The organism is Mesorhizobium sp. YL-MeA3-2017 (genome assembly GCF_030814575.1).
GTDB lineage: Bacteria > Pseudomonadota > Alphaproteobacteria > Rhizobiales > Rhizobiaceae > Mesorhizobium > Mesorhizobium terrae.
Genome location: NZ_JAUSVH010000001.1, coordinates 60417 through 81220, shown reverse-complemented (window position 1 = coordinate 81220; position 20804 = coordinate 60417). Strand labels below are relative to the sequence as shown.

Sequence of the window (20804 nt, the reverse complement as noted above, 5' to 3'; positions counted from 1 at the left end):
GTCCTCGCGCATCAGAACTTCACGTCGAGATTGCCCCGCACGCTTTGGTCGGTCGTGCGAGTGCCGAACTGTCCGCTATAGGAAATGCCAAGCGTGGTGTTGGGCGTAATGGCAAAGTCCAGGCTTGCTTCCGCCACCGCCGTGTTCTTCGCGATCGGCACGCCGGCGATGGTGAATGGCGCGCCACCCGCGAAGGCCATGGTGGCAAGAGGTGTCACATCGCCGAAAGCGTGCCGGATGCCAAACATGCCTCGTGCCGTGGCGTTGACGTCACCCAGCATGAAGATCGTTGAAGCGCGCAGGCCCAGCGTCGTGAAGGTCGCGTCCGTCGAGCCGCCGTTGCTCGTCAGGGCAGCAGCACCTCCCACCTCATTGAAGCCATCGGTGTGAAGGTTCACATAGGCGAGATTAGCGAAGGGCTCAAAGCCGATGGTGCCCGCGCGCATCCCATAGGCCAGTTCGCCGAACGCCTGCGCGATGCCGGCATTGTACTTGCCTTTCAGGCTGTCGGAGAAACCTGGAAAGGCAACAATGCGGCTGGTGGAGATATCGTGCCACGTATAGGCCGCGCCAGTGCGGAATGCGAGGCTGCCCCATTCCGTGCCGCCGTAGAGACCGACATGGTAGTTGTCACTGATGCCCGATGAATTCCGGTCGCGAACATTGAAATTGGTGTGACTGTAACCAGCAAGCATGCCGAAGCGCCAAGTGTCGAAGACGAGCGTGTCGGTGCCGACGAAGAAACCGCCTGTCGAGCGGCTAAGACGCGCCGCGTTGCCGTCATCATCGGTATCGCCCCACGATCCGAAGGCACGGCCCCAGACTGCAAAGCGTTCGGTGTTTGCAGGCCCATATTCCGGGTCGCCCGAGGCATAACTCATCACCGGCGCACTCACCGCCCCGAACCCATCGAAAGCGGAGCGCAGGCGATCGTTCATCGCATCGCGCACGAAGCGGCTGTCCTCGATCAGCGCCGCCTTCGCCGAGGCATGAACCTCGCCGGAAAGCCGATCATAGGAGGCGCGCGCCGATGTGGTGTCGAACTGCGCCAGGGCGCCGATGAGCGGGTTCGTCAGAGGCAGGCTGTCGAGGCCGCCGCCGGTCGCGGCCTGGTTGGGCGTCTGGCCGACCGAGGCGAAGGTCACGGTGCTGCGACTGACATCCAGATAGACGTTGTTCGGATCGTAGTTCAGCCCAAAGGACAGGAATGGCGTCGAAGCCGGGTTCGCCAGGGTCATGCCGTCGAAGGCACCCGAGCGGCCACTGGTGGCGGTGACAATGGTGTAGTGCGTCCCCATCGTGTAGGCGCCGGGCGCATTGAGAACCTGGACTGTGCCGCCGCTGATTGTCGCCGCGCCGTTGACCTTGGCGAACGAGGCTGTAACGGAGTTGACGTTGACCGCATAGGTGGAGCCCGGCTGGAAGGCGAGCATTCCGCTTACCGTCGCGCTGGTGCCGGCGGCGCCGCTGCCGGGCTGGAAGGTGGCACCGTTAGCGACTGTCAGCGCACCCGATGAGCCCGCCCCCGTGAGGAGACCGCCCGAGACGGTCACGGCGCTGGTAATCGCGCCATTGTTGGTCGTGGTGCCGGCGATCTGGGTCAGGCTGCCATTGATCGTGCCTGCATTGCCGACGATGCCCGCCGTGCTGAAATTGCCGTTCCAGGTCGCACCAGCGCTGTTGACGATCGTGCCGGTGTTCGAGGCGACGGTAGCGTTGTAGGTGGCGTTGTTGATAATCACTCCGGCATTATTGAGGTCGTCGGTCACCGTGCCGTTGTTGGTGATGACACCGCTCGCGGCGTTGAAGATGCCGCCGTTGGCCGTCAGCGCGCCGCCAGCCGCCACCGTGGCGGTGCCATTGTTGGTCAGGAGGCCGGCGAGCGCGTAGTTGCCGCCGCCAGCCACCGCGAACGTTGCGCCATTGGCGTTGGTGAAGGTGCTATTGCCGGCCACCGTGCCGCCGACATTGAAGCTGCCCCCGGCATTGTTGGCGATAGCGCCATTGAGCGCGCCGCCATTGGCGATCACGGTGCCAGCATTGATGACGCCGCCCGAGACGCTGCCGCCGGTCTGGGTGAATGTCGCACCTGCATTGTTGGCGACACTGCCCGCCACCGTCCCGGCGTTCGCAAGCGCAGCATTGTTGTTGACATCCGACGTGACGCCGCCGGTCGAGGCAATCGCCAGCGTGCCGGCACTGATCGTCGTCACACCGCCATAGGTATTGGCTCCGGTCAGCGTCAGCATGCCGGTTCCACTTTTGGTCAGCGCACCGCTGCCGCTGACCAGGCCTGCCAGCGTCAAATTATTGGCGCCAGCGACATCGATCCCGCTCGTGGTGGAAGATGTGGTGATCGCACGCGCTGTCGAGAAGCTTGCGGTGGCCTGTAGCGTGCCGCCGTCAAGAATGACGCGGCTGGCTGCAGCGCCGAGATTGCTGTCCGAACTGACCGACAACACGCCGCCACTGATCGTCGTATCGCCCGTATAGGTGTTGGTACCCGTCAGAACGGTTGTGCCTCCCTCCACCAGCACTTGGCCAGGTCCTGAAACCACAGGCGCGAACACATAGTTTGACCCGGTGTGATTGAAGACGATCCGACCGTCGCCAGCCCCGAACGTCACGGAGGCGGCATTCAGCGTGCCGGGAGCCACCGGCGTCTGTCCAGAGGCGCTGCCGATGTTCAGCGCTCCCGTTGAAACGGCAAGTTTCGCCACCAATACGGCTCCCGATACGTTCACGACGCCGCCATTCCGGATATTCAGCGTGTCGTTGTACCAGCCGCCGACAGCGAGATCGCCAGTATTGGTCCAGGTCGAGCCGGCGCCGTCCACCGTCACCACGCCAGAGTGACCCGTTGATAATTCACCGATCTGCCCGCCCACGCTGGTGACCGTGCCGCCGTTCTGGATGGTCAGTGTGCCGGAGGCGCCCAGGCCGGGGCCGCCTCCGACAACGAGACGGCCGGTATTGGTCCAGGTCGAGCCAGCGCCGTCCACCGTCACCGCGCCAATCGAGTCCCCCATGGAGCTGGTATAGCCGACAAGCCCATCCACGTTGGTAACCATGCCGCCGTTCCGGATGGTCAGTGTGCCGGTGCCGCCGCCGTTGGTGTCGCCGCCGCCGACAATAAGATTGCCGGTGTTGGCCCAGCTCGAGCCGGGACCGTCGACGATCACCTCACCAACGCCTTTGCCCGCCATATAGGAGCCAATGGTTCCATCTGTGCTGGTGACCGTGCCACCGCTCAGGATGTTCAGCGTGCCGGTTCCGGCGCGCCCGACAGTGAGGTTGCCGGTGTTGGTCCAGCTCGAGCCCGAGCCGGTCACCGTTACCTTGCCGGTCGAGCCCGGCTGCCAGCCGATAACTCCGTCGGTGTTGCTGACCAAGCCGCCGTTCAGGATGACCAGCTCCCCCTTGCCATGGTCGCCGACAGTGAGCGCGCCGGTATTGGTCCACTTCGAGCCAGGGCCGGTCACCGTCACCGTGCTCGAGGGGTCTGTATGGATGCCGATCTGCCCGCCCACGCTGCTGACTGCGCCGCCGTTCTGGATTATCAACGTGCCGGTGCCGTTATTGCCGACCTGGAGATAGCTGGAATTGGTCCAGGTCGAACCGGCACCGTCCACTGTTACCGCACCGGTCGAGCCCGGCTGCCAGCCGATGACTCCGACAGTGTTGATGACCCTGCCGCCGCTCTGGATGTTCAACGTGCCGGTCCCAGAGGAGCCGACATAGACGACACCGGCATTGCTCCAGGTCGAGTCGGCGCCGTCCACCGTTACCGTGCCAATGCCCCTGAACGGTGTACCGTTGTTGCCGATGATTCCTGTGGCGCTAAGGACCGTGCCGTGATTCCGGATAGTCAGGGTGCCCGTGCCGGAATCACCAACATAGAGAGCGCCGGAGATGGCACTGCCCAATATCGAGTAACGACCGTCCACCGTCACTGTACCAGTCGAGCCGGAATTACGGCCGATGGATGCCGTACCAGCGTATTCGACCACGCCGAAGTTCTGGATGTTCAGCGTACCGGTGCCGGAGTTGCCGACATCAAGGTTACCGAAATTGGTCCAGGTCGAGCCAGGTCCGTCCACCGTCACAATGCCGATCGAGTTGGCCTGCTCGGCGATCTCCCCGGAGATATCGCGGACTTGGCCGCCGTTCCGAATGATCAGCGAGCCGGTACCATAGCCGCCGACCATGAAATCGGAGGAATTGGTCCAGATCGAACCGAGACCGGTCACCGTCACCGTGCCCGTAGAGCCGAAGCCAACACCGATCACTCCGCTCACCCCGAGGGCGTTGCTGGCCACCGTGCCGCCGTTCTGGATCGTGAGGGTGCCGATGCCGGTCCGGCCGACACCAAGCCAGTATGATTGCGCCCCGACAGCGTCGACCACTGCCGCGTTGGGAGAAATCGTATCGATATTCGCGTCGGTCGCACTGGTCGGAACGCCAGCCGACCAGTTGCCGGCTGTATACCAGTCGGTCGATGTGGTGCCATTCCAGTCAGTGCCGGCCGCCCGCGATGGCGTCCCAGCCAGTATCACACCGAGGACGATGAGCGAGGTTGTGCTGAACAGCGCGCGGCGGCGAACCGCGGCCGATTTTGTCCGAATATCCAATGTTGCCCCCAGCGAAATACCGCCCTGAAAACCTGGTGATGTCAGATGAGTCTGTGGTGCCCATTCAGGCGGCTTCATCGCGGCCGACCGCCTGGATTTTTTCCCAGACGCGTCCAGGTTCAGGAACCTCGATGTTGAAAACCGTATTGAACGTATCGGCGAGATGATCCGCGCTCGTGATGGGCTGTTCGCTGACACTGTCTGCCGTCACGCTGCGCAGGCAATCGTTCTTCAGGGCGACATAGCCATCCGCGGTATGCAGAATGAGCGCCAGCGCGTTTGTGAACGGCGAGCCGGGATCTTGCGTCAGCCAGCCAAGCGTCGCGGCCATGGCGGCCTCGTCGCTGTAATCGGGCCGGAAATCGAAGCTGTGCGCCATGCCGCGCGCATGGTTCTTGAAGCGCAGCCAGCCGTCGGTCGTCGGCATGATCGAAAATTCGAAGCCTCGCTGGCTGATCGGTCCAACGGCAAGCGGCACGGGTTCGACGATTGCGTCGCCCAGGCCGACGTCGGCAAGATACGGCCGGTCGAGATCGACACGCAGGGCCAGATGATTGCCAATGACGAGGTCGCCCATGATTTCGCGATCGACGCCGCTGCAAAGGCGAGTGACACGGAAACCGAGCGCGGCGAGTGCCGCGCCGAACAGGCCGTTCATCTCGTAACACCAGCCGCCGCGTTTGCCCTCAACCATTTTGGCGAAGGCGGCAGCCGGTGCGATCGTGCACGGCCATCCCATGAAGGCATCCACTGCCTCCCAGGTGAAGGCCATCAGATGGCCGCGGTGAAGTCGCGACAGGCTTTTGATGTCGAGGGACGCCGGCCGGTCCATCCCGATCCTGGCGAGATAGGCGTCCAGTTGGCTGGATGTCAGGATCATTCCATTTTCGCTTGGAGAGACGTGTGTCATCCTTCGGGTTCCTTTGATCGAACCGTTTTCGAGATTCCGATGCCGTTTTTCGGGGCTCCGTCGGGCGAATTGACAACAGCTCCCCGTTCGCCAGTGCGGAAGGCAACGGCGTCGGTAGGGAAAACGGGTTTTGAGTTAGTCCGGTCGGTGTTCCTGCTTGCAAATGCTGAGGCCGATCACGCGGCCGACAGGGCTCCTTGTGAATATCTCAAGACGAAGTCCTCGATTTCCGCGACAAGCCGTGCAGGCCCCGGGCCTTCCTCGGCGATAGCGCGCCTAAGGGCCGACGCCCGCTCGGAAAAGCTCGATTCTGAAAGGATGCGCCGCACGGCCTCGCCAAGCATTTGCGGGGATGCCGAAGGATCGAGGCGCAGGCCCACACCGTGATAGTCCACACGCGCGGCATTGTCGTTCTGATCACGTCCCATCGGGAGAACAACGAGGGGAACGCCGTGGCTCAGTGATCGCAAGACCGTGCCGTGCCCGCCGTGAGTAACGACGACGCTGGCTTTGGTCAGGATTTCGTCATGCGCTGCATTGGGAAGAATAGTGACGTTCGCAGGCGATCGAAGACGAAGCCCCTCGAGGGCCTTGCCGAGGGTGACGACCACCTCGATCGGCTCTCCGGCCAAACCGGATATCGCCCGCTGGAGTACGTCCGCCTGCCCCTGATTGGTGGTGCTGAACGAAACGAGCACGAGGGGTCGCATCTCGTGCGCAAGCGGACTCGTCCAGCGTTCGTGGGCCCAGCTCGGCATCTCCAGCAGCGGCCCCACATAGCGTACATGGTCCGGCAGGTGTTCGGTGGGAAAATCGAAGCTTCTGCTGGTAGCAAGAAGATGGCGACCAGCGCTCAAGGGCTGTTCGCGGACATGGAACAGCGGCGCAAGCCCGAAATGAGCACGCGTCGCGTTGAGGCAAGGCAGGAAGCCGTCCCATTGCCGCTCGGCCGTCGCTGAAACCTCGGCATCGCGTGTTCTGTCCGCAACCGACCGGGCAGGCTGAAAGCCTGGACCGAACGGCGGATGTCCCGGAAGAGGCCAGAGCGAGATGTTGCTCGCGAGCAGAGCCGTCGGAACTTTCGCGATTTCACCCGCGAGCATGCTGCCGAACAGCATATCCGCGCCGAGAAGGATATCGGCCGGCTCTGTTGCCAATGCTTCGAGAATATCCTCGGCGTGGAATTGCGCCGGTCCGACGAATACCCTTTCGCATGCTCTTTGGAAGCCGGCCAACGGATCGGAGGTTTCCCAATCACGCACATAACAGCTTTCGGGTGAGCGATCAGAACGGTTCGGCGCGCGCTTCCATGGCAGGAACCGGGCGCCTGCGTCGATCACCTCCGCTCGCATCGTGTCGTCGGCAATCAGACGGACGTTGTGCCCCCGGCCGGCGAGCGCGCGTACAGCTCCGAGTGTCGGCGGCACGTTGCCGCCGCCTTCCCAGCAGACCGCCAAGATGCGCAGGTTGGACCTCGCATCTGTCGCGTTCATCATTGCCTTGGTCCTTTCTCGAAAGAGACCGGATCAGTTTGTCTTGTCCTCACGCAGCAGACGCTCAATCGCCTGCGTCATGAGGCGGTGTGTCTCTGCGGCCGAATGTCCTTGCGCCCGGCGCAGCAGATGCCAGACCCAAACATCGGTCTGGACCAGCAACTGCGCGAGCCTATCTCCGCGAGCCTGGGCGTCGAGTTTATCGAGCCAGGCCTTGAACATGTCCTCGATCCATTCGCGATGACCCCTGCGTCCACGATCGAGGACGGCAGCGAATTCGGGAATGCGCACTTCCTGGCTCAGCGTTCGCACGATGATGTCGCCGGTGCGCTCGTAGTCGTCCATCAGGAGGGTGACGATATCCGCCACGCCTTGGGCCGGAGTGCTCCAGCGCTGGTCTTGGATCGAGACGTCCATCTGTGCCGCCATGGCGCTGAGCACGCCGGTCTTGCTGCCGAAACGCCGTATCACGGTTTGGCGAGTGGTGCCGGCCGTTGCGGCGATGTCGTCGAGAGTGATCTCGTCGAACCAGCGCTCTGCAAGGAGCGCGGTCAAGGCCTCGACAATCTGCTGCTCGGTATCCTGGACCGCTTCGGCGCGCGCTGATTGACGATAGGCTCGCGGAGACATCAAGTCGCCTCTTAATTTAACGTTACTCGAAGTAACTCTAAATAAGAGAAACGTCAATGTCTGCCGCGAACCTGTCGCCTGAATTTTCTCGCATTGCCCTCGCCATCAGAACTTCACACGAAAGTTGTCCGCACGCTCTGATGGAGCCGTCCCGCGTCACATCCAAAGACAGTGCTGTGGCCGGGGCAGCACTCTATCGATTGTCGCCAGGCGAGGATCGGCTTTTCTAGCGCCCCTGCCAAACAGGCGTTCCTAAAAGAATGTGCAAGCCCGTGGCGAATACCCAAAAATAGCACCAAATACCTTGGCACGCGGCCTTGAGGGCGGCCATTAGATCGGACGACAGGCTAATCTAATATTTCCAGCGCCCTCTGATGTGCCTCATCGCTGCGGCCGACGTGGCCAGGCGCCCGACGGCGGGTCGAGGCGTCGGCTTGCATGTGCTGGAAAACCGGAAAAGCGATCGAGGTTGTCTTTACACTTGGCAATGGCCTCGGCTGGAATCCTCCATCCGGCAAACAGGGCGGCCCACGATCGCCTTCGTCAGCCCTTCGGACTATGTCAGCTTCCAGCTTAAGGGCTCCGCGACTACGCGCGACACTGCCGCGCAAGACCTTGAATATGCCGAGCGCTTCATGACGGCTGCTACGAATGTGCTTGAATCCCTTGGTATTAATCGGAGCAATATCGCGCGGCATAAGCGTGCCCGACATCCATGGCCGTACCGCCAGCCGCGAGACGAGCTGGATCGCGCCCACGCTGACCGTCGTGGCGCCGACGGGCCAGTTCGAGGTCCTCGATGACTGGGGCGACCTTGTCGGCATGCGCGGCAGCGGCTCGAACGGCGGCGTGCTCGAAGACATCTTCGTGCCGACACATCACCATCCGCATGAACCACGCGGCAACACTGTTCGGCCATACGCCGGGCAGCAGGCTGCACGACGGAGAGTCCCTCTACGGTAGACTGTTCAACGCCTTCCCCGAAGGCAGCCTTGCAGCCGTGGCCGTAGGCATGGCGAAAGCCGCGATCAATGAATACGCCCACATCGTCAAGACCAGGAATGCCGGGCCTTCGGGCAGGCTTCGCGTCGGCATGGGCGACTATCAGCGCACGCCTGGCCTCGCCATCGTGATCACCGATACCGCGCACGCTGCAACATCCGGGGCGCCGAAATTTACGTGGAAAGGTCGGCGGCTCGGTTGCCGGCACCACGCCCTTCACCAACGAGGCAGGCCTGTGCTGGACGGCATGCATCACACGGTCGAGAAGATGGTTGCCGAGGTTGTGGAGCCCCTTGCGGACACAGCGCCCCGATCCTCGACATCGGGCCGCCCCTTCCTTGTAGGATCGGTCGCTGCAGCCAGAGCCGTCTTAAAGGTGAACCGCCAGCAGCGGAGCCAAAGCCATCGTTCGGCGGCCGCCATTCTTGGCGTGACTAAATGGCGATGTCCGTAAAATCGACACCGCATCGAACGACTACAAGGGGGCCGGAAGCAGAATGGCAGCAAAGGAATCATAGCCCTCAATAGCGGCCATTGTGCTGAGTGCATGGCGTCAGAGTCGTTTTTCTTCAACTATAAAGGTTGATGGTCCTTCTGGCTTACTCGCCAGGTTTCCAGTCCGACATCTGCAACACATTTCCACCGAGTTTCTGGAAGGCGCGCTGGCGGCACGAAAAGACGATGATCTGCTGCTCCCGCGCCTGACGGTGCAGCGCATCGAACATCTTCTCGATACGGTCGTCGTCGGAATAGACGAGTGCGTCATCCAGAATGACCGGGGCCGGTCGGCCATCCTTCGCCAGCAGGCGGGCGAAGGCGAGCCGCGTTAGTACGGAAAGCTGCTCTCTCATACCGCCGCTGAGCCGCTCGACATCCTCCTCCTGCCCATTGCGTAAAATCTTGTGCGGCAGAAGCGTCTTGTCGTCGAATGTAATGGAGACATCGTCAAAAAGCAGGCCGAGCAACGGTCGAAGCTCGGTCATCACCGGCTTGAGATAGGTCTCTCGCGCCTGGCTACGCGCGGCTTCCAGAGCAGTTCGAAGCCGCTGGAGTACCACCACCTCCTTTTCGTAACCGGCCACACGCGCCTTGGCGGCGGCGAACGCATCGACGCACTCCTGCCACTTCTCCTCGACCGCCTCCTCCGAACGTGCTCGTATTTCGGCGCTGAGACCAGCGATCTCCTCCCGCAACTTGCCGATTTCCTTCTCTGCCGCCTCCACAACAGAGCGGTGACGGCGCAGCGTCGCCTCCGAAGAAGCCAGGTCGCCGGCAGTTTCCCGCAATTGCTCGACGGCATCCTGTTGCCCAGCCAGTTGGGCGTTCAGGCCTGCCAATCGCGCGGCCATCCCGCTTTCGCGCTCGACGCGCGTCGCGTCCGGTCCGAGCAAGGCCTCGACCTGTGTACGCTCAGCATCCAGCCCGACAAAGATCGTTTGCGCTGCAACAAGGGCGTCAGCAGCAACCACAGGCAACGGCTCAGTCTCCCGCCAAGCCTGCCGAGCGGCCAGCTGCCTTGCTTCGGCCGCCTCATGCGCAGCGCGAACCTGGGCCGGGTCCTCCTTGAATTCCAGAAGGTCGCCAGCTATTTCCCTGTGCGCCGCCACGTTTTCGCGCAGTTTCGGCAACCCGTCCGACGCCAGCAGTGACAGGCGCGTCCTTTTCTCGCGCAGGTCTCCTTCCCGGCGTTGCACGTCCAACTGCCTCTTGCGCGCCGCCGCCAGGTCGTCGACGCCCATGGAGGCAAGGAGTATGCGGCGGCGATCCTCCGACTGCTGCACCTGTTCGCCGCCATCGGTCTTCGGGCCGGATCGCAGCGTAACCAGACCGACACCGGGGATCTCCAGTACAGCCTGTCCGTTATAGCTATGCGCCTCGCCGTCCTTCAACGGCTTGCCGTCGAGGCTGACAGCTGACGCTTGCGGCTCGTAGGCAATCGCGACGGAGGGGCGACCAGCCTCGGCGACGGCCTTGAGCTTGGCAATCTCGACGTCGAGCGTTTCGAGTTCCGACACGGCCTTTTCAGGCAACCGCAACAGCGCCAGCGCCGCCTCCCCCTCCTCGATTTTCCGGCGGACCGTTTCGGCCGCATCCAGCTTCCTCTCCAGTTCGGCCAGCCGTTCGGCGGCTTCGCGCGCATTGAGCGCGGCATCGAGGCGTTTCGAAAGCGTCCGCGCTTCCTGTTCCTCCGTTTCGGCGATTTCGATATCGGCTCGCGCCTTGGCTGCCGCTGCCGCCGCGGCATCGCGCCTGGCAAACGCCTCTGTCCGCCGGCGCTCCGCCTCGCCAAGCTTTGTCTTGAGTTCCGCAGCCCTTTCGAGGGCGGCCGTGAACTCCTCATGTTCGCGATGCGCGTTACCACGCTGCTCCTGAAACAGTTTGAGTTCCGCTTCGGCGGCGCGGAGGGTTTCGGCTTGACTCTTCGCCGCATCGAAGGCGGCTTGCGCGGTCTCCATGGCCTTTCGCCGTTCATCGCGGTCTTCGGCACGGTCGAGTTCGGCGAGCCGTCTGGAGGCCGCTGCGCGCTTGTCGAGCGCCTCGCGCAAGGTCCTGACCTCGGCGCCCAGCTTGTTCTCCTCGGCCTCCAGATCCTCACGCTCCTTAATCGCCGCTGCGTAGCGCTCCCCGGTCTTTGGCCTGCCACCAGGGGTCACGAGCCGCCCGAGTGCCTCGTCGGCCGCGGCCATGATCTCGGCCATGCGGCGGCCGCCGGTAACGGCTTCGACCTCCCCCTGCACCGATTCGAGCAGACTCGTGCGAACCTTCGTCTCGCCCTCCTCTTCCGCTCTGCTGCGCTTCTCAATGCCGGTCACGCCCTGACGCACCCACAACAGGCCAGCCGGGCCGGCCGTGCCGCCGCGCACGAGGTTCGTGATGAAGCCCTCCGCCTCGTCGGCCTGCGCGACCAGCCGGCCATTCGCGAGATCGACAACGCGGGCAAGGCCTCCACCGTAGAACTGCTTGGTGATGCGGAACGCGCCGGTCTCCGTCGCGATGTCGGCTTCAACCAGCAGACTGCCGCCGCTATAGGGCCGCAGGTTCCTGACATCGCCGGCCGTGCTCGAATGCGACTGGAAAAACAAGGCGTGCAAAGCCTCAAAGCTGGTCGACTTGCCGAATTCGTTGGCGGCCGTCAGCACGTTGACGCCGTCGCCGATGCCCTCGATGGCGACGCCGCGGCCGGCGAAGCGCTTGACATTGAAAAGCCGCAGCGCGGAGATCTTCATGCAACCACCTGCGCATAGGCGTAGAGCCGGCCCAGCGCCGCCCGGGCGATCTCCCGCTCCTCGGCCGAACGGGCTGTATCGCCGGCTTCGGCAAGCAGGGCGTCGGCGGCCTCGCGCAGCGCGCCCGCACGGTCTATGGCGTCGAGGTCGCCGGCGTCGCATTCAGTGGCCAGAGCCGCATCGTCGAAGGAGAGCCAAGCGAAGTCGGGCCGTGCATTCTCGACCGCGCGTGCCAGCGCCGCGCGTGCTTCCAGCCGTGCCCGTCCGCCGGCGACCAGCGTGACAAGCACCTGCCGCCTCGCCCGGGCCTCGGGAAGCAGTGATTGCATGAGCGCAACGGCGTCTTCGCCGTCGAGAAGGTCGAGCGCCAGAGTGCGCCAGGAGAAGGTACCGGTTTCCAGCACCGTCACGTCCGGAAGCGCCGCTGCACCTTCGATCGATACCAGCAAGGCCTCGCCCGGCCGGTCGTGCTTGAAGCGGTCGGGTTCCGGTGTGCCGCTGTAGCGCGTGCGCGGATCGATCTCGACGCCGCCGTGCCAGTCGCCGAGCGCTAGGTAGGACAGGCCGGCGCGGCGTGCGCGATCTGGCGCGATCACGTCCAAACCGGCGCCCTCTTCGGAGAAGCTTGTGACCGCGCCATGGGCGAGGCCGATGCGGATCGTCCCGTCGCCTGTGACAGCATTGTCCATCCATTCGGACAAATCCCGGCCCGGTCGCCGCGTCGTACATGGCGCCGGCAACAGCGTAACACCAGATACAAGTTCGAGCGGCGTCGCATTGAGCGCCAATGTCACGTTCCTGGGCGCCTGTGCGCACAACGTCGACCAGAGCTGCGCGGCCTGGAGTGAATCGTGATTACCCGGCAGGATCACCCAGCGGACGGACGCATGATGACCCATTTCGGCAAGCGCCTGGCGTACCATGTCGGACGCCGGGGTCTCGGTGTCGAACGTGTCGCCCGCGAGCAGGATAGTCGATGCATCATGATTCCGTGCCTGCTCCGCGAGCCTGCCGATCGCGGCATGTCGCGCCTCGCGCAGCTTGGCGGGCAGGTCGCCGGTAAACTGCCCAAAACGCTTACCCAGATGCAGGTCGCTCGAATGGATGAAGCGGAACGTCATGAGGCGCTTGTATCTTGCTTCGCCATATGAATGCGAGCCCGCTCGATAGCTTCGTCGAGCCTTGTGCGCGCGGTCGCTGCGAGCCGCTCGACACCGAGCAGTCGCGCCATGTCGCGCGGGGGATCGGGCATGTCCACCAAAGCAGGATTGTCGACAACCACGGAGGCAAGTTCGGCCAAGGGGATATCGGCGATCGCACGCCGCGACTCTTCGTTCACCGATGGACGATAGGCCAGCACGTCCACAATGAGCCCCTTTTTCCAGATGAACACGCCGCTGGATTCGCTCGTCGTGTCGTAGCCGCGCAGGTGAAGGTCGATCCTTTCACGGATGCGCCCACCGGTCCGCAACCAGCCATGCGCCCGCGCAATGTATTGCGCCAGCACATCAGCCGGCAACGGGCTTTCACCGTCCATCACCGCCTCGATCATTCCCTTGAGCGTGTCGCGATAGGCGAACTCATAGAAAAGGTCCGGTTCTGCCTTGAACATGGAGAGATCGGTCACCCGATATCCGGAACTGTCGGTTGGCGCGGATTCCGCTGTGGTGGTTGGTGGCAGCGGACTGACTGTTGCGTTCGGAACTGGTAGATCGGATGATGAAACGAGTTCGGTTTCATCGGTGGCCGGCGGCGGCACGACTTCGTCCTCCGGCGGCAGAAGCGCGTCGCGGATTTCTTCGGTTTCCCCCAGTTCGTGGCCCATGTCCCAATGCGTCTCGGCTGCCGCTTCTTCGGCACTGCGTCGCTCCCGACTTAGCTGGAGCAAGGATTCGAGATCGTCGTGCAAACGGTCGGCACAGCCTTTCGCGTCGAACCACCAATCCGTCGACCAGACCCGCAAGATGTTCCATCCCAAGCCCCGCAGCACCTGCTCGCGCACCTTGTCGCGGTCGCGCGCCGTGACCGAGCTGTGATAGGTCGCGCCGTCGCATTCGACGCCCGCCAGATAGGCGCCGACGAGATCGGGGTGCCTGACGCCGAGGTCGATGCGCAAACCCGAGATGCCGACCTGCGGCACGACCATCCACCCGCGCCGTTCCAGTTGAGTGGCAACCGCCTCCTCAAAGGGAGAATCGAAACCGCCAACCGATCCGCGATCCTCCGCCGGCAACGCGATCGCCCCCCGCTCCGCGTAGTCGAGGAAAGTCTTGAGGTGATGGACCGCTACATATTTCGATTTGGCCGGGTCGATCTGGTCAGCGGTGAAGCCTGAGAAGACGACCAGTTTCTGCCGGGCGCGCGTCACCGCCACGTTGAGCCGGCGCTCGCCGCCGTCGCGATTCAAGGCGCCGAAGCTCATCGGCGGCGGTTTGCCTGAAGCGTCTTTCCAGAAGGCGATCGAGAACAAGATGACGTCGCGCTCGTCGCCCTGCACGTTTTCAAGGTTCTTCACGATGGTCGGCTCCACCCGGTCCTCGGCGAAGAACCATTCGAGTTCCGGCCTATCTCGCCGCGCGGCGTCGAGCAGGTCGAGGATCAGCGACTGCTGCTGCGCGTTGAACGTGATGACGCCGAGCGTCGGGCGCTCCCGCTCCGGCATCTTCAGCCAGCGTTCCATGCGTTCCACCGCCTCCGCGACGACGGCTTCCGCCTCAATGCGGTTGGTTCTGCTCTTGCCCTTGTCGTAGACGCCGTGGGGAATCTTGTGCAGGCTGACCGCCCGATCCTCGACCGCCGGCGACGGGAAGGTCACCAGCCGGTTCTGATAGTAATGATGATTGGAAAAGGCGATCAAGGACTCGCTGCGGCTGCGATAGTGCCACCTGAGATCCCGCACCGGGATGCCGGATGCCCTTGCCTCGTCGAGGATGCTTTCCAGATCCTTCTCGTAGTCGGCAACGTCCTCCTCATCCTCGTTGCGGCCGAAGAAATTGGTCGGCGGCAACTGCTTGGGATCGCCGACGATGATCGTCTGGCGGGCGCGGGCGATCGCACCGACTGCGTCCCAGGTCGTGATCTGGGAGGCTTCGTCGAAGATCACCACGTCGAACAGCGCCTGGTTCGGCGGCAGGTACTGGGCAATCGACAGCGGCGACATCAGCATGCAGGGCGCAAGCTTCGGAAATGTCTCGGGCATCTTGCCGATCATGTCGCGGATGGACTGACTGGGCCTTTGCAGTTCCATCTGGTGACGCAGCAGGCCGAGTTCGGAGTGCCGGGAGATACCGGCAACCGGCAGGCCATGCGCAACTGCGCTGATGACGCGGCGGGTCGCGTGGGTCCGCACCATGTCATCGACCTCGCGGAACTCCTTTATCGCGTTCTCGTGCTGGAAGCGCCTGAAATTCCTTAGCACCGGATCGACATCCAGAACCTTAGGCAGCCACCAGCGGGCGTACGCTAGCCGGAATGCGTGGCGCGTCTCATCGGCAGCGATCGTCCCAGCTTCGAGCATTTCGATCAAGGGGCCAAGCCCGTTGTGGACGGTGCGCCGCCGCGCCACGCACCAGGCGGACCAGTCACGAAGAAGATTGCGCGCCTTGACCAAGTCGGCCATCTGCATGGCAATCTCGCCGGGGCTCGCCTGTGGGCTAATCGCCCTGTCGGCAACCTCGGAGAACCGCCTGCTGGCCGCTTCCATGCCCAGCATTGCAGCAAGAAACCGCGTGCCTACATGCCGCAATTGCTCATCAGGGCTGCCACGCAGGCTGGGCGCGACTACCCGCAGCATCGGCTTGACCTCTTCCGCGCTCAGTCCCGGCAGGCGAAGCGCGCCACGGAGTGCACCGCTCAGGTCGAGTACATCCGAAACCGCCGCGATATCGGTCGCCAGCCCCTGCACCTTCAGTCGCTTGCCGGCTAACGGCGTACCGTCGATGCTTGCCAGATGTTCCTTCATGCGACGCAAGAGAGGCAGGTCGCGGGCCGGATCGGCATTGCCACTACCCGCATGGCCTTGCAGCAACTTCTGGACCTTTCGCCTGCCCAGCATCGCATTCGGCCAGAAGGATGCATCAGCATCCCGCCATTGGCGTTCCATGGCTTCCGCATCAATGTCGCGCACGGCATTTTCGGAATAAGATGCCGCCGTGCCTGTTTCCGCCTGCCGATAGGCTTTGATCGCTCGGCCCAGTTCCGCAAGAGCCTCGTCCATTACCGAGAAATCCCGATCAAAGGCGACGGACAGGTCGACACCGTTGCCCCGATCCAGCGCTGTCGCGAGCTTCGCAAGCGCAGCCAGTTCCTCCGGCGAAGCCTCACTCTCTCGTGTGAGACCAAGACAAGTGCGGTAGGCAGAGCCGGCATCGCGCAGCAATTCCGCCGCGTTGCGCAGCGACTGCGCAGCCGACATCAGACTATCCTGCCAGCCGGACGACCAGTCCTGCGCGTCGATGAGGTCCAATGCGGGATGACGCTCGACGGAGGCGTAGACCCGTCCGGCTTGCGCCGCCATGTCCTCCAGTGCCTGAATCGCTGCGGCATCGTGCGTATCCCGCTCTGGCCAGGACAATTCGGGAGCCGGGGCGTCGCCGCCCTTAAGCGCAATGCCGAGCGCGAGATACGGCGTCCAGCCGTTCGCGTATCGTTTGTGTAAGGCATCGACATAGGCGTTGAGCTGGTCGCGGTGAACCCTGAGCCGTTCGTTCACAGCCACCCATTCGGAGGCATCCATGCCGCTTCCATGTTCCCAGGCCGCCTTGAGCTGGCCAAGGAAATGCTTGCGGTCTGCCTTGCTGGAATGGAGCTCGATACATTGATTGGCGAGGCCATGCTCGCGAAGGCGACGGTAGACGACGTCGAGTGCTGCCGTCTTCTCGGCGACGAAGAGCACGGTCCTGCCTTTGGCAAGGCAGTTCGCGATCATGTTAGCGATGGTCTGGCTCTTGCCCGTGCCAGGCGGGCCTACGACGACGAAATCGAGACCTTCGGCGGCGGCGATGCTCGCTGCGGTCTGCGACGAGTCGGCCGGAAGCAGGGATATGATGTCCGATGGCGCATAGATACAATCTAGCTCGCGCTCGTCCTGGAATGAGGAGACCCCTTCCCCCTGGCTGAACGACTGTTCCGGCGTGTCGATCAGGTGGCGCACGACCCGGTTCTGGCGCAGCGCATCCGTGCGTTCGACCAGATCCTTCCACATCAAGAATTTCGCAAAGGAGAAGGTCGAGAGCGCGGTCTCGTCGATCACCTCCATGCCTGGGACATCGCGAACGGCGCTGCGCATGGAAGCAAGCAGTTGCGGTACGTCGACGCCACTGTCGTCCATTGGCAGGTCGCCCGAGAACTGCGGCAGCTTGAGCTCGAAATCGCGTTCCAGAAACTGCAAAAGAGTGGCGTTGAAGCGCGGTTCGTCCTCATGGAAGCGAATGGTGAAGCGCGAGCTGGCGCTGCGGCGCTCCAGTCGAACGGGAACCAGGAGTAGAGGTGCGCGATAGCTGCGTTCGTCCTCGGCCTTCTTCTTCCAGCGCAGGAACCCCACGGCCAGGAACAACGTGTTGGCGCCGCCTTCGGCGAAGTCGTTACGGACCTGTCGGTGCAGATCTACAAGCCGTGCTTCGAGTTGCCTGGCGTCGAGCGGCGAGGGCAGCTCGTCACGAAGCAAGGCTTCGGCCGCGAAATTGCGCTGGATATCGCGGCCATGCACGTCGCGATAGAGGGCGGCATCGCGCTCGCCGAGAGGGTTCTGCTCCGGCAGGGAGATGACGCGGATTGCAGCGCCCTGTGCAAGCCGGTCTTCCAGATAGGCCACATCGGTGCACAGGAATGGAATCGTCTTCTTCGAGTCCGGGAAATTCAGGAGGCGGTTGCGCAGCGTCAGGTCGAGAAGCTTCTTCTGCCATCGGTCGATGCGCCCCGCAGCCGTAGTCGGTTTTTGCTCGACCGTTTCCTTCGGGAACTCGCCGAATGACGGCGGCGCTGGCAGGGGAAGGTCCGCGACCGCCTGGTGTTCATCCTCTGGCACGGCCCTCCGCAGTGGCTCATGAGAGGCAAGCGGTGTGATGCCACCGCTACGCGCCCGGCGCACGTCAATGGCGGCAACGAAGCCATGCGCTGCCTCCTCTGCAAGGCGCGGCTCGAGCGCTTGTTGCGCCGCCTCCATCATCATCGCAGGGCGGTGCGTCACGCCGGTCGTCTCGAAGACAATCAATTCCCGCGAGGCAAGCGCTTTGCGCACCTCCATCTGGTCCGTCTCGATGGCGTTGCCAAATGTGCGCTTCGTCAGCCAGACGCCCGCTGCGGCATGCCCATCGAACATTAGGATGACGGGATGCAGACCTGCAGCCTCCAGCGCGGCGGCAAAAAGAAGCGTGGCGTCGAGGCAGGTTGCCAGCATGTCCTCGGCAATCGTTCCCGGTCGCCTGACCTTCTGCCCGCGGCTCTCGAAGCTGGCCGGAGGCTCCGCGTAGTGAAGCCCCATTGAAGCGATCGCCGAATAGACCGAGGCGGCCAACATGAAGGCGCGTTTCGGGTCCTGCGATTGATAGCCGTCGAGACCCGAGGCATGGCCGTGGGCTGCTAAGCGCTCGGCGGCCTTTCGCAGCAGCGCCGAGACTATCGGATCGTTCGGCATGACGAAGGCCGGCAGCAATTGCACCATGTCCGCAACACCACCCCACTCGTCACGGGCGAGCAGTCGCACTGCATATCTGTGCTCGTCCAAAATCTCGGAACCGGCGATAAGCCGAAGCGTGATCTCACCGCGTTCAGCCTCATTAAGTCCAGCCAAATAGCCGGCGTCGAGTTCGATCTTCCGATCGCCGAGCGGAAGGTGATCGCCGGGGACGATCCGATCGATCGTCCATGTCTTGGAACGCAGGAAAGCGGGCGTGGACGAAAGCTCCAGACGCAGTCTGTCGACTTGGCGGTCCGACTGGTTCTCGACACCTATTCGTCGAAGAACGGGGATGGCGTTCTGGTAGGAAGCATAGGTGAAGCTTGAGGCAATATCGGCGAAGATCTTTGGTGACTGCGGTTTCTCGACCACGGTCATGTCATTCGTTACATGTTGTTGATCTTCTAGTGTCATCGCATCACCCCGCCCGACCACAAACTACCGTCACTTTACCTGAAAGCGAAAGTCCTAATCCGCTCAGGCGCAGTAGCAGCGATAGAAAGCGACGATCTGTGAACAGCGACTTCCTCCCTGGGGCCGAGAGCGGTCCTTCCGCTTTCAGAATGACGGCGCGATAAGGCTGCCGTTCGCCTGCTCGTGAAGGATTACTTTGAAATCTCTGTTGCGGTCGGGCACGTTGCCTCCAAGACTTGTGGGTAAAGGTGAGCGCGTGGCTGAGATTTGGGAACTGCAGAACAAGCCGGCATACGGTGGCACGATAGTAGATGCCGGTGTTAATCCTGAGGACGGATCGTCCTTGGTAATCGAGCTCACACAAGACGAGGGAACCCAATACCTGAGCTATTACCTGAGCGAAAAGGCGTTCAACCGGAGCAAAGCCTCAGGCGTCAACTTTGCCGACGATCACTGGCCTCTACTGCTTGCCGAGTACGATTTCCCAACACGGTTGCTTACCACATACCCGATATGGCTCAGGTCCAATCAGAGCAATTTCACCAAAACGAAATACAAGTCTATTAAACGTATATCTTTCGAGGATCAGTCGCCGATGGACTTCCAGGTCGGCTTTGGAATGTTCTTTGACCTGCCCACTGGTTTCCACCGCAGGCCATTCGAAGGCTTCGGTGTCGATCCTCGGATTCGCTACATCATGAGTGCATTTGACGAAGTGGAAGGCGCCGCCGGGCTTACTATCTGCGGTGACGACGAGATTTCGATCGACGGAGAGGAGATCCGGCTGCCGGAACATATCTACCACGACGTACGTCTGGACATTAATCGTGCTCATGATGCAGCGGTGAGGTTCGCAAATGGGGAAAAGGTGAGCTATCTCCGCAACCGTCTCCTGCCATCCGTTGTGCCAGGTTTCGAACCCGATGATTTCGAGCGACCAGCCGTAGACTTGCAAGACACCGTGCGGTCCGCCCTCGTCAAGAAAGGCACCCCACGCTCCCGGAACACCAACACTGCTGCAGCCGTCCGAACGGTGATCCGTCAGGTCGACAATATCGCCAAGGACGATCCCGTGCAGCTGTTTGAGTTGAGCGAGAAGATCGAGCTCGTCTCGCTGCAAATCCTCATAGAGGACATGTCAAAGGAACTTCTCAACGGACGAAAGGAGGGATTTTGGCAGGAGTATTTCGTCCAGAACCCCTTCGTTCTGAAGATGCTCTTCGGCCTGCCTGTGATTGTGTACACTGATCAGGCATCTGTCGGAGGCATGGGCCTCAAGCGTTCCGGCGAGAAATATGCTGACTACCTCCTAGAGGCGGGTTTGCTAGGCAACCTGGGTATCGTCGAGATCAAAACGACCGAAACCCCGTTGTTGACGAAAGACCCCTACCGCCCACCGACACTTTATGGCCCATCCACGGATTTGTCGGGTGGAGTGAACCAGCTCCTCGACCAGAAGCTCAGACTGATCAAAGGTATTGCGGCAAAGAAGGAAGAAGACGACCAGCCCCACATTCAAGCCTGGTCTGTTCCCTGCATCCTGATCATCGGCAGGCTGCCGGAAACGCACGACCTAAAGAGGTCGTTCGAGATCTACCGAGGAAGCCAACGAGATGTGCTGATCATCACGTTCAACGAACTCTTGGCCAAGCTAAAAGCATTGCACGAATTCCTGTCGACTAGACCGGACGAGCCCAAGGAAGACCTCTCTGACCAATTCGCCGATCCATGACACAGGCTGACCCGGTTGAGCTTCTGTGTAGCGAGATCTCGTCACGACGCGTGAGCTAGCCACCCCTAGAGTGGCTCCACTAACGGACG

At 62.4% G+C, this 20804-nt stretch carries 10 protein-coding genes; 3 read left to right on the top strand and 7 right to left on the bottom strand.

Features of this window, described 5'->3' with window-relative positions:
* Positions 1 to 11: 11 nt before the first annotated feature.
* The 4 genes from QFZ88_RS00330 to QFZ88_RS00315 form a co-directional block, all read right to left on the bottom strand.
* Positions 12 to 4631 carry an autotransporter domain-containing protein gene (locus QFZ88_RS00330; RefSeq protein WP_024923976.1) on the bottom strand — a complete coding sequence of 1540 codons (4620 nt, stop codon included), beginning with the start codon at positions 4629 to 4631 and terminating at the stop codon, positions 12 to 14.
* A gap of 64 nt (positions 4632 to 4695) precedes the next feature.
* Positions 4696 to 5511, bottom strand: a complete 816-nt coding sequence (locus tag QFZ88_RS00325) for an arylamine N-acetyltransferase family protein (protein ID WP_244431313.1) — start codon at positions 5509 to 5511, stop codon at positions 4696 to 4698.
* Positions 5512 to 5717: 206 nt separating this feature from the next.
* On the bottom strand, positions 5718 to 7037 hold the full coding sequence (locus QFZ88_RS00320; RefSeq protein ID WP_083237601.1) for a nucleotide disphospho-sugar-binding domain-containing protein: 1320 nt from the start codon (positions 7035 to 7037) through the stop codon (positions 5718 to 5720).
* Positions 7038 to 7067: 30 nt separating this feature from the next.
* Entirely contained in the window at positions 7068 to 7664 is a 597-nt protein-coding gene (locus tag QFZ88_RS00315; RefSeq protein WP_137901096.1) for a TetR/AcrR family transcriptional regulator, read from the bottom strand.
* 702 nt (positions 7665 to 8366) lie between these two features.
* On the opposite strand from QFZ88_RS00315, the gene QFZ88_RS00310 reads away from it, so the two are divergent.
* Both QFZ88_RS00310 and QFZ88_RS00305 read left to right on the top strand, forming a co-directional pair.
* Positions 8367 to 8627 (top strand): hypothetical protein, encoded by a 261-nt coding sequence (locus QFZ88_RS00310; RefSeq protein ID WP_139116399.1) that lies wholly within the window; start codon positions 8367 to 8369, stop codon positions 8625 to 8627.
* A gap of 49 nt (positions 8628 to 8676) precedes the next feature.
* Entirely contained in the window at positions 8677 to 9120 is a 444-nt protein-coding gene (locus QFZ88_RS00305; RefSeq protein WP_139116400.1) for a hypothetical protein, read from the top strand.
* Between the two features lie 145 nt (positions 9121 to 9265).
* On the opposite strand, the gene QFZ88_RS00300 is transcribed toward QFZ88_RS00305, so the two are convergent.
* Genes QFZ88_RS00300 through QFZ88_RS00290 form a run of 3 tightly spaced genes read right to left on the bottom strand, consistent with a single transcriptional unit; the run spans position 9266 to position 18947 of the window.
* A complete protein-coding gene (locus QFZ88_RS00300; RefSeq protein WP_024922159.1) occupies positions 9266 to 11893 on the bottom strand; it encodes an AAA family ATPase in 2628 nt (875 codons plus the stop codon).
* Positions 11890 to 13014 (bottom strand): metallophosphoesterase family protein, encoded by a 1125-nt coding sequence (locus QFZ88_RS00295; RefSeq protein ID WP_024922158.1) that lies wholly within the window; start codon positions 13012 to 13014, stop codon positions 11890 to 11892. The genes QFZ88_RS00300 and QFZ88_RS00295 overlap by 4 nt, the downstream gene beginning before the upstream one ends.
* The gene (locus QFZ88_RS00290) at positions 13011 to 18947 is read right to left on the bottom strand and encodes a DUF3320 domain-containing protein (protein WP_244437886.1); all 5937 of its coding nucleotides are present in this window, start codon (positions 18945 to 18947) and stop codon (positions 13011 to 13013) included. The genes QFZ88_RS00295 and QFZ88_RS00290 overlap by 4 nt, the downstream gene beginning before the upstream one ends.
* 232 nt (positions 18948 to 19179) lie before the next feature.
* Between QFZ88_RS00290 and QFZ88_RS00285 the strand changes: the two genes are divergently transcribed.
* A complete protein-coding gene (locus QFZ88_RS00285) occupies positions 19180 to 20715 on the top strand; it encodes a Shedu immune nuclease family protein (protein WP_150978960.1) in 1536 nt (511 codons plus the stop codon).
* Positions 20716 to 20804 lie beyond the last annotated feature (89 nt).

Coding starts and splice junctions, on each gene's coding strand:
- QFZ88_RS00315 (WP_137901096.1), bottom strand. CDS start 7,664: ATGTCTCCGCGAGCCTATCGTCAATCAGCGCGCGCCGAAGCGGTCCAG.
- QFZ88_RS00295 (WP_024922158.1), bottom strand. CDS start 13,014: ATGACGTTCCGCTTCATCCATTCGAGCGACCTGCATCTGGGTAAGCGT.
- QFZ88_RS00300 (WP_024922159.1), bottom strand. CDS start 11,893: ATGAAGATCTCCGCGCTGCGGCTTTTCAATGTCAAGCGCTTCGCCGGC.
- QFZ88_RS00320 (WP_083237601.1), bottom strand. CDS start 7,037: ATGATGAACGCGACAGATGCGAGGTCCAACCTGCGCATCTTGGCGGTC.
- QFZ88_RS00305 (WP_139116400.1), top strand. CDS start 8,677: ATGGCGAAAGCCGCGATCAATGAATACGCCCACATCGTCAAGACCAGG.
- QFZ88_RS00290 (WP_244437886.1), bottom strand. CDS start 18,947: ATGACCGTGGTCGAGAAACCGCAGTCACCAAAGATCTTCGCCGATATT.
- QFZ88_RS00325 (WP_244431313.1), bottom strand. CDS start 5,511: ATGATCCTGACATCCAGCCAACTGGACGCCTATCTCGCCAGGATCGGG.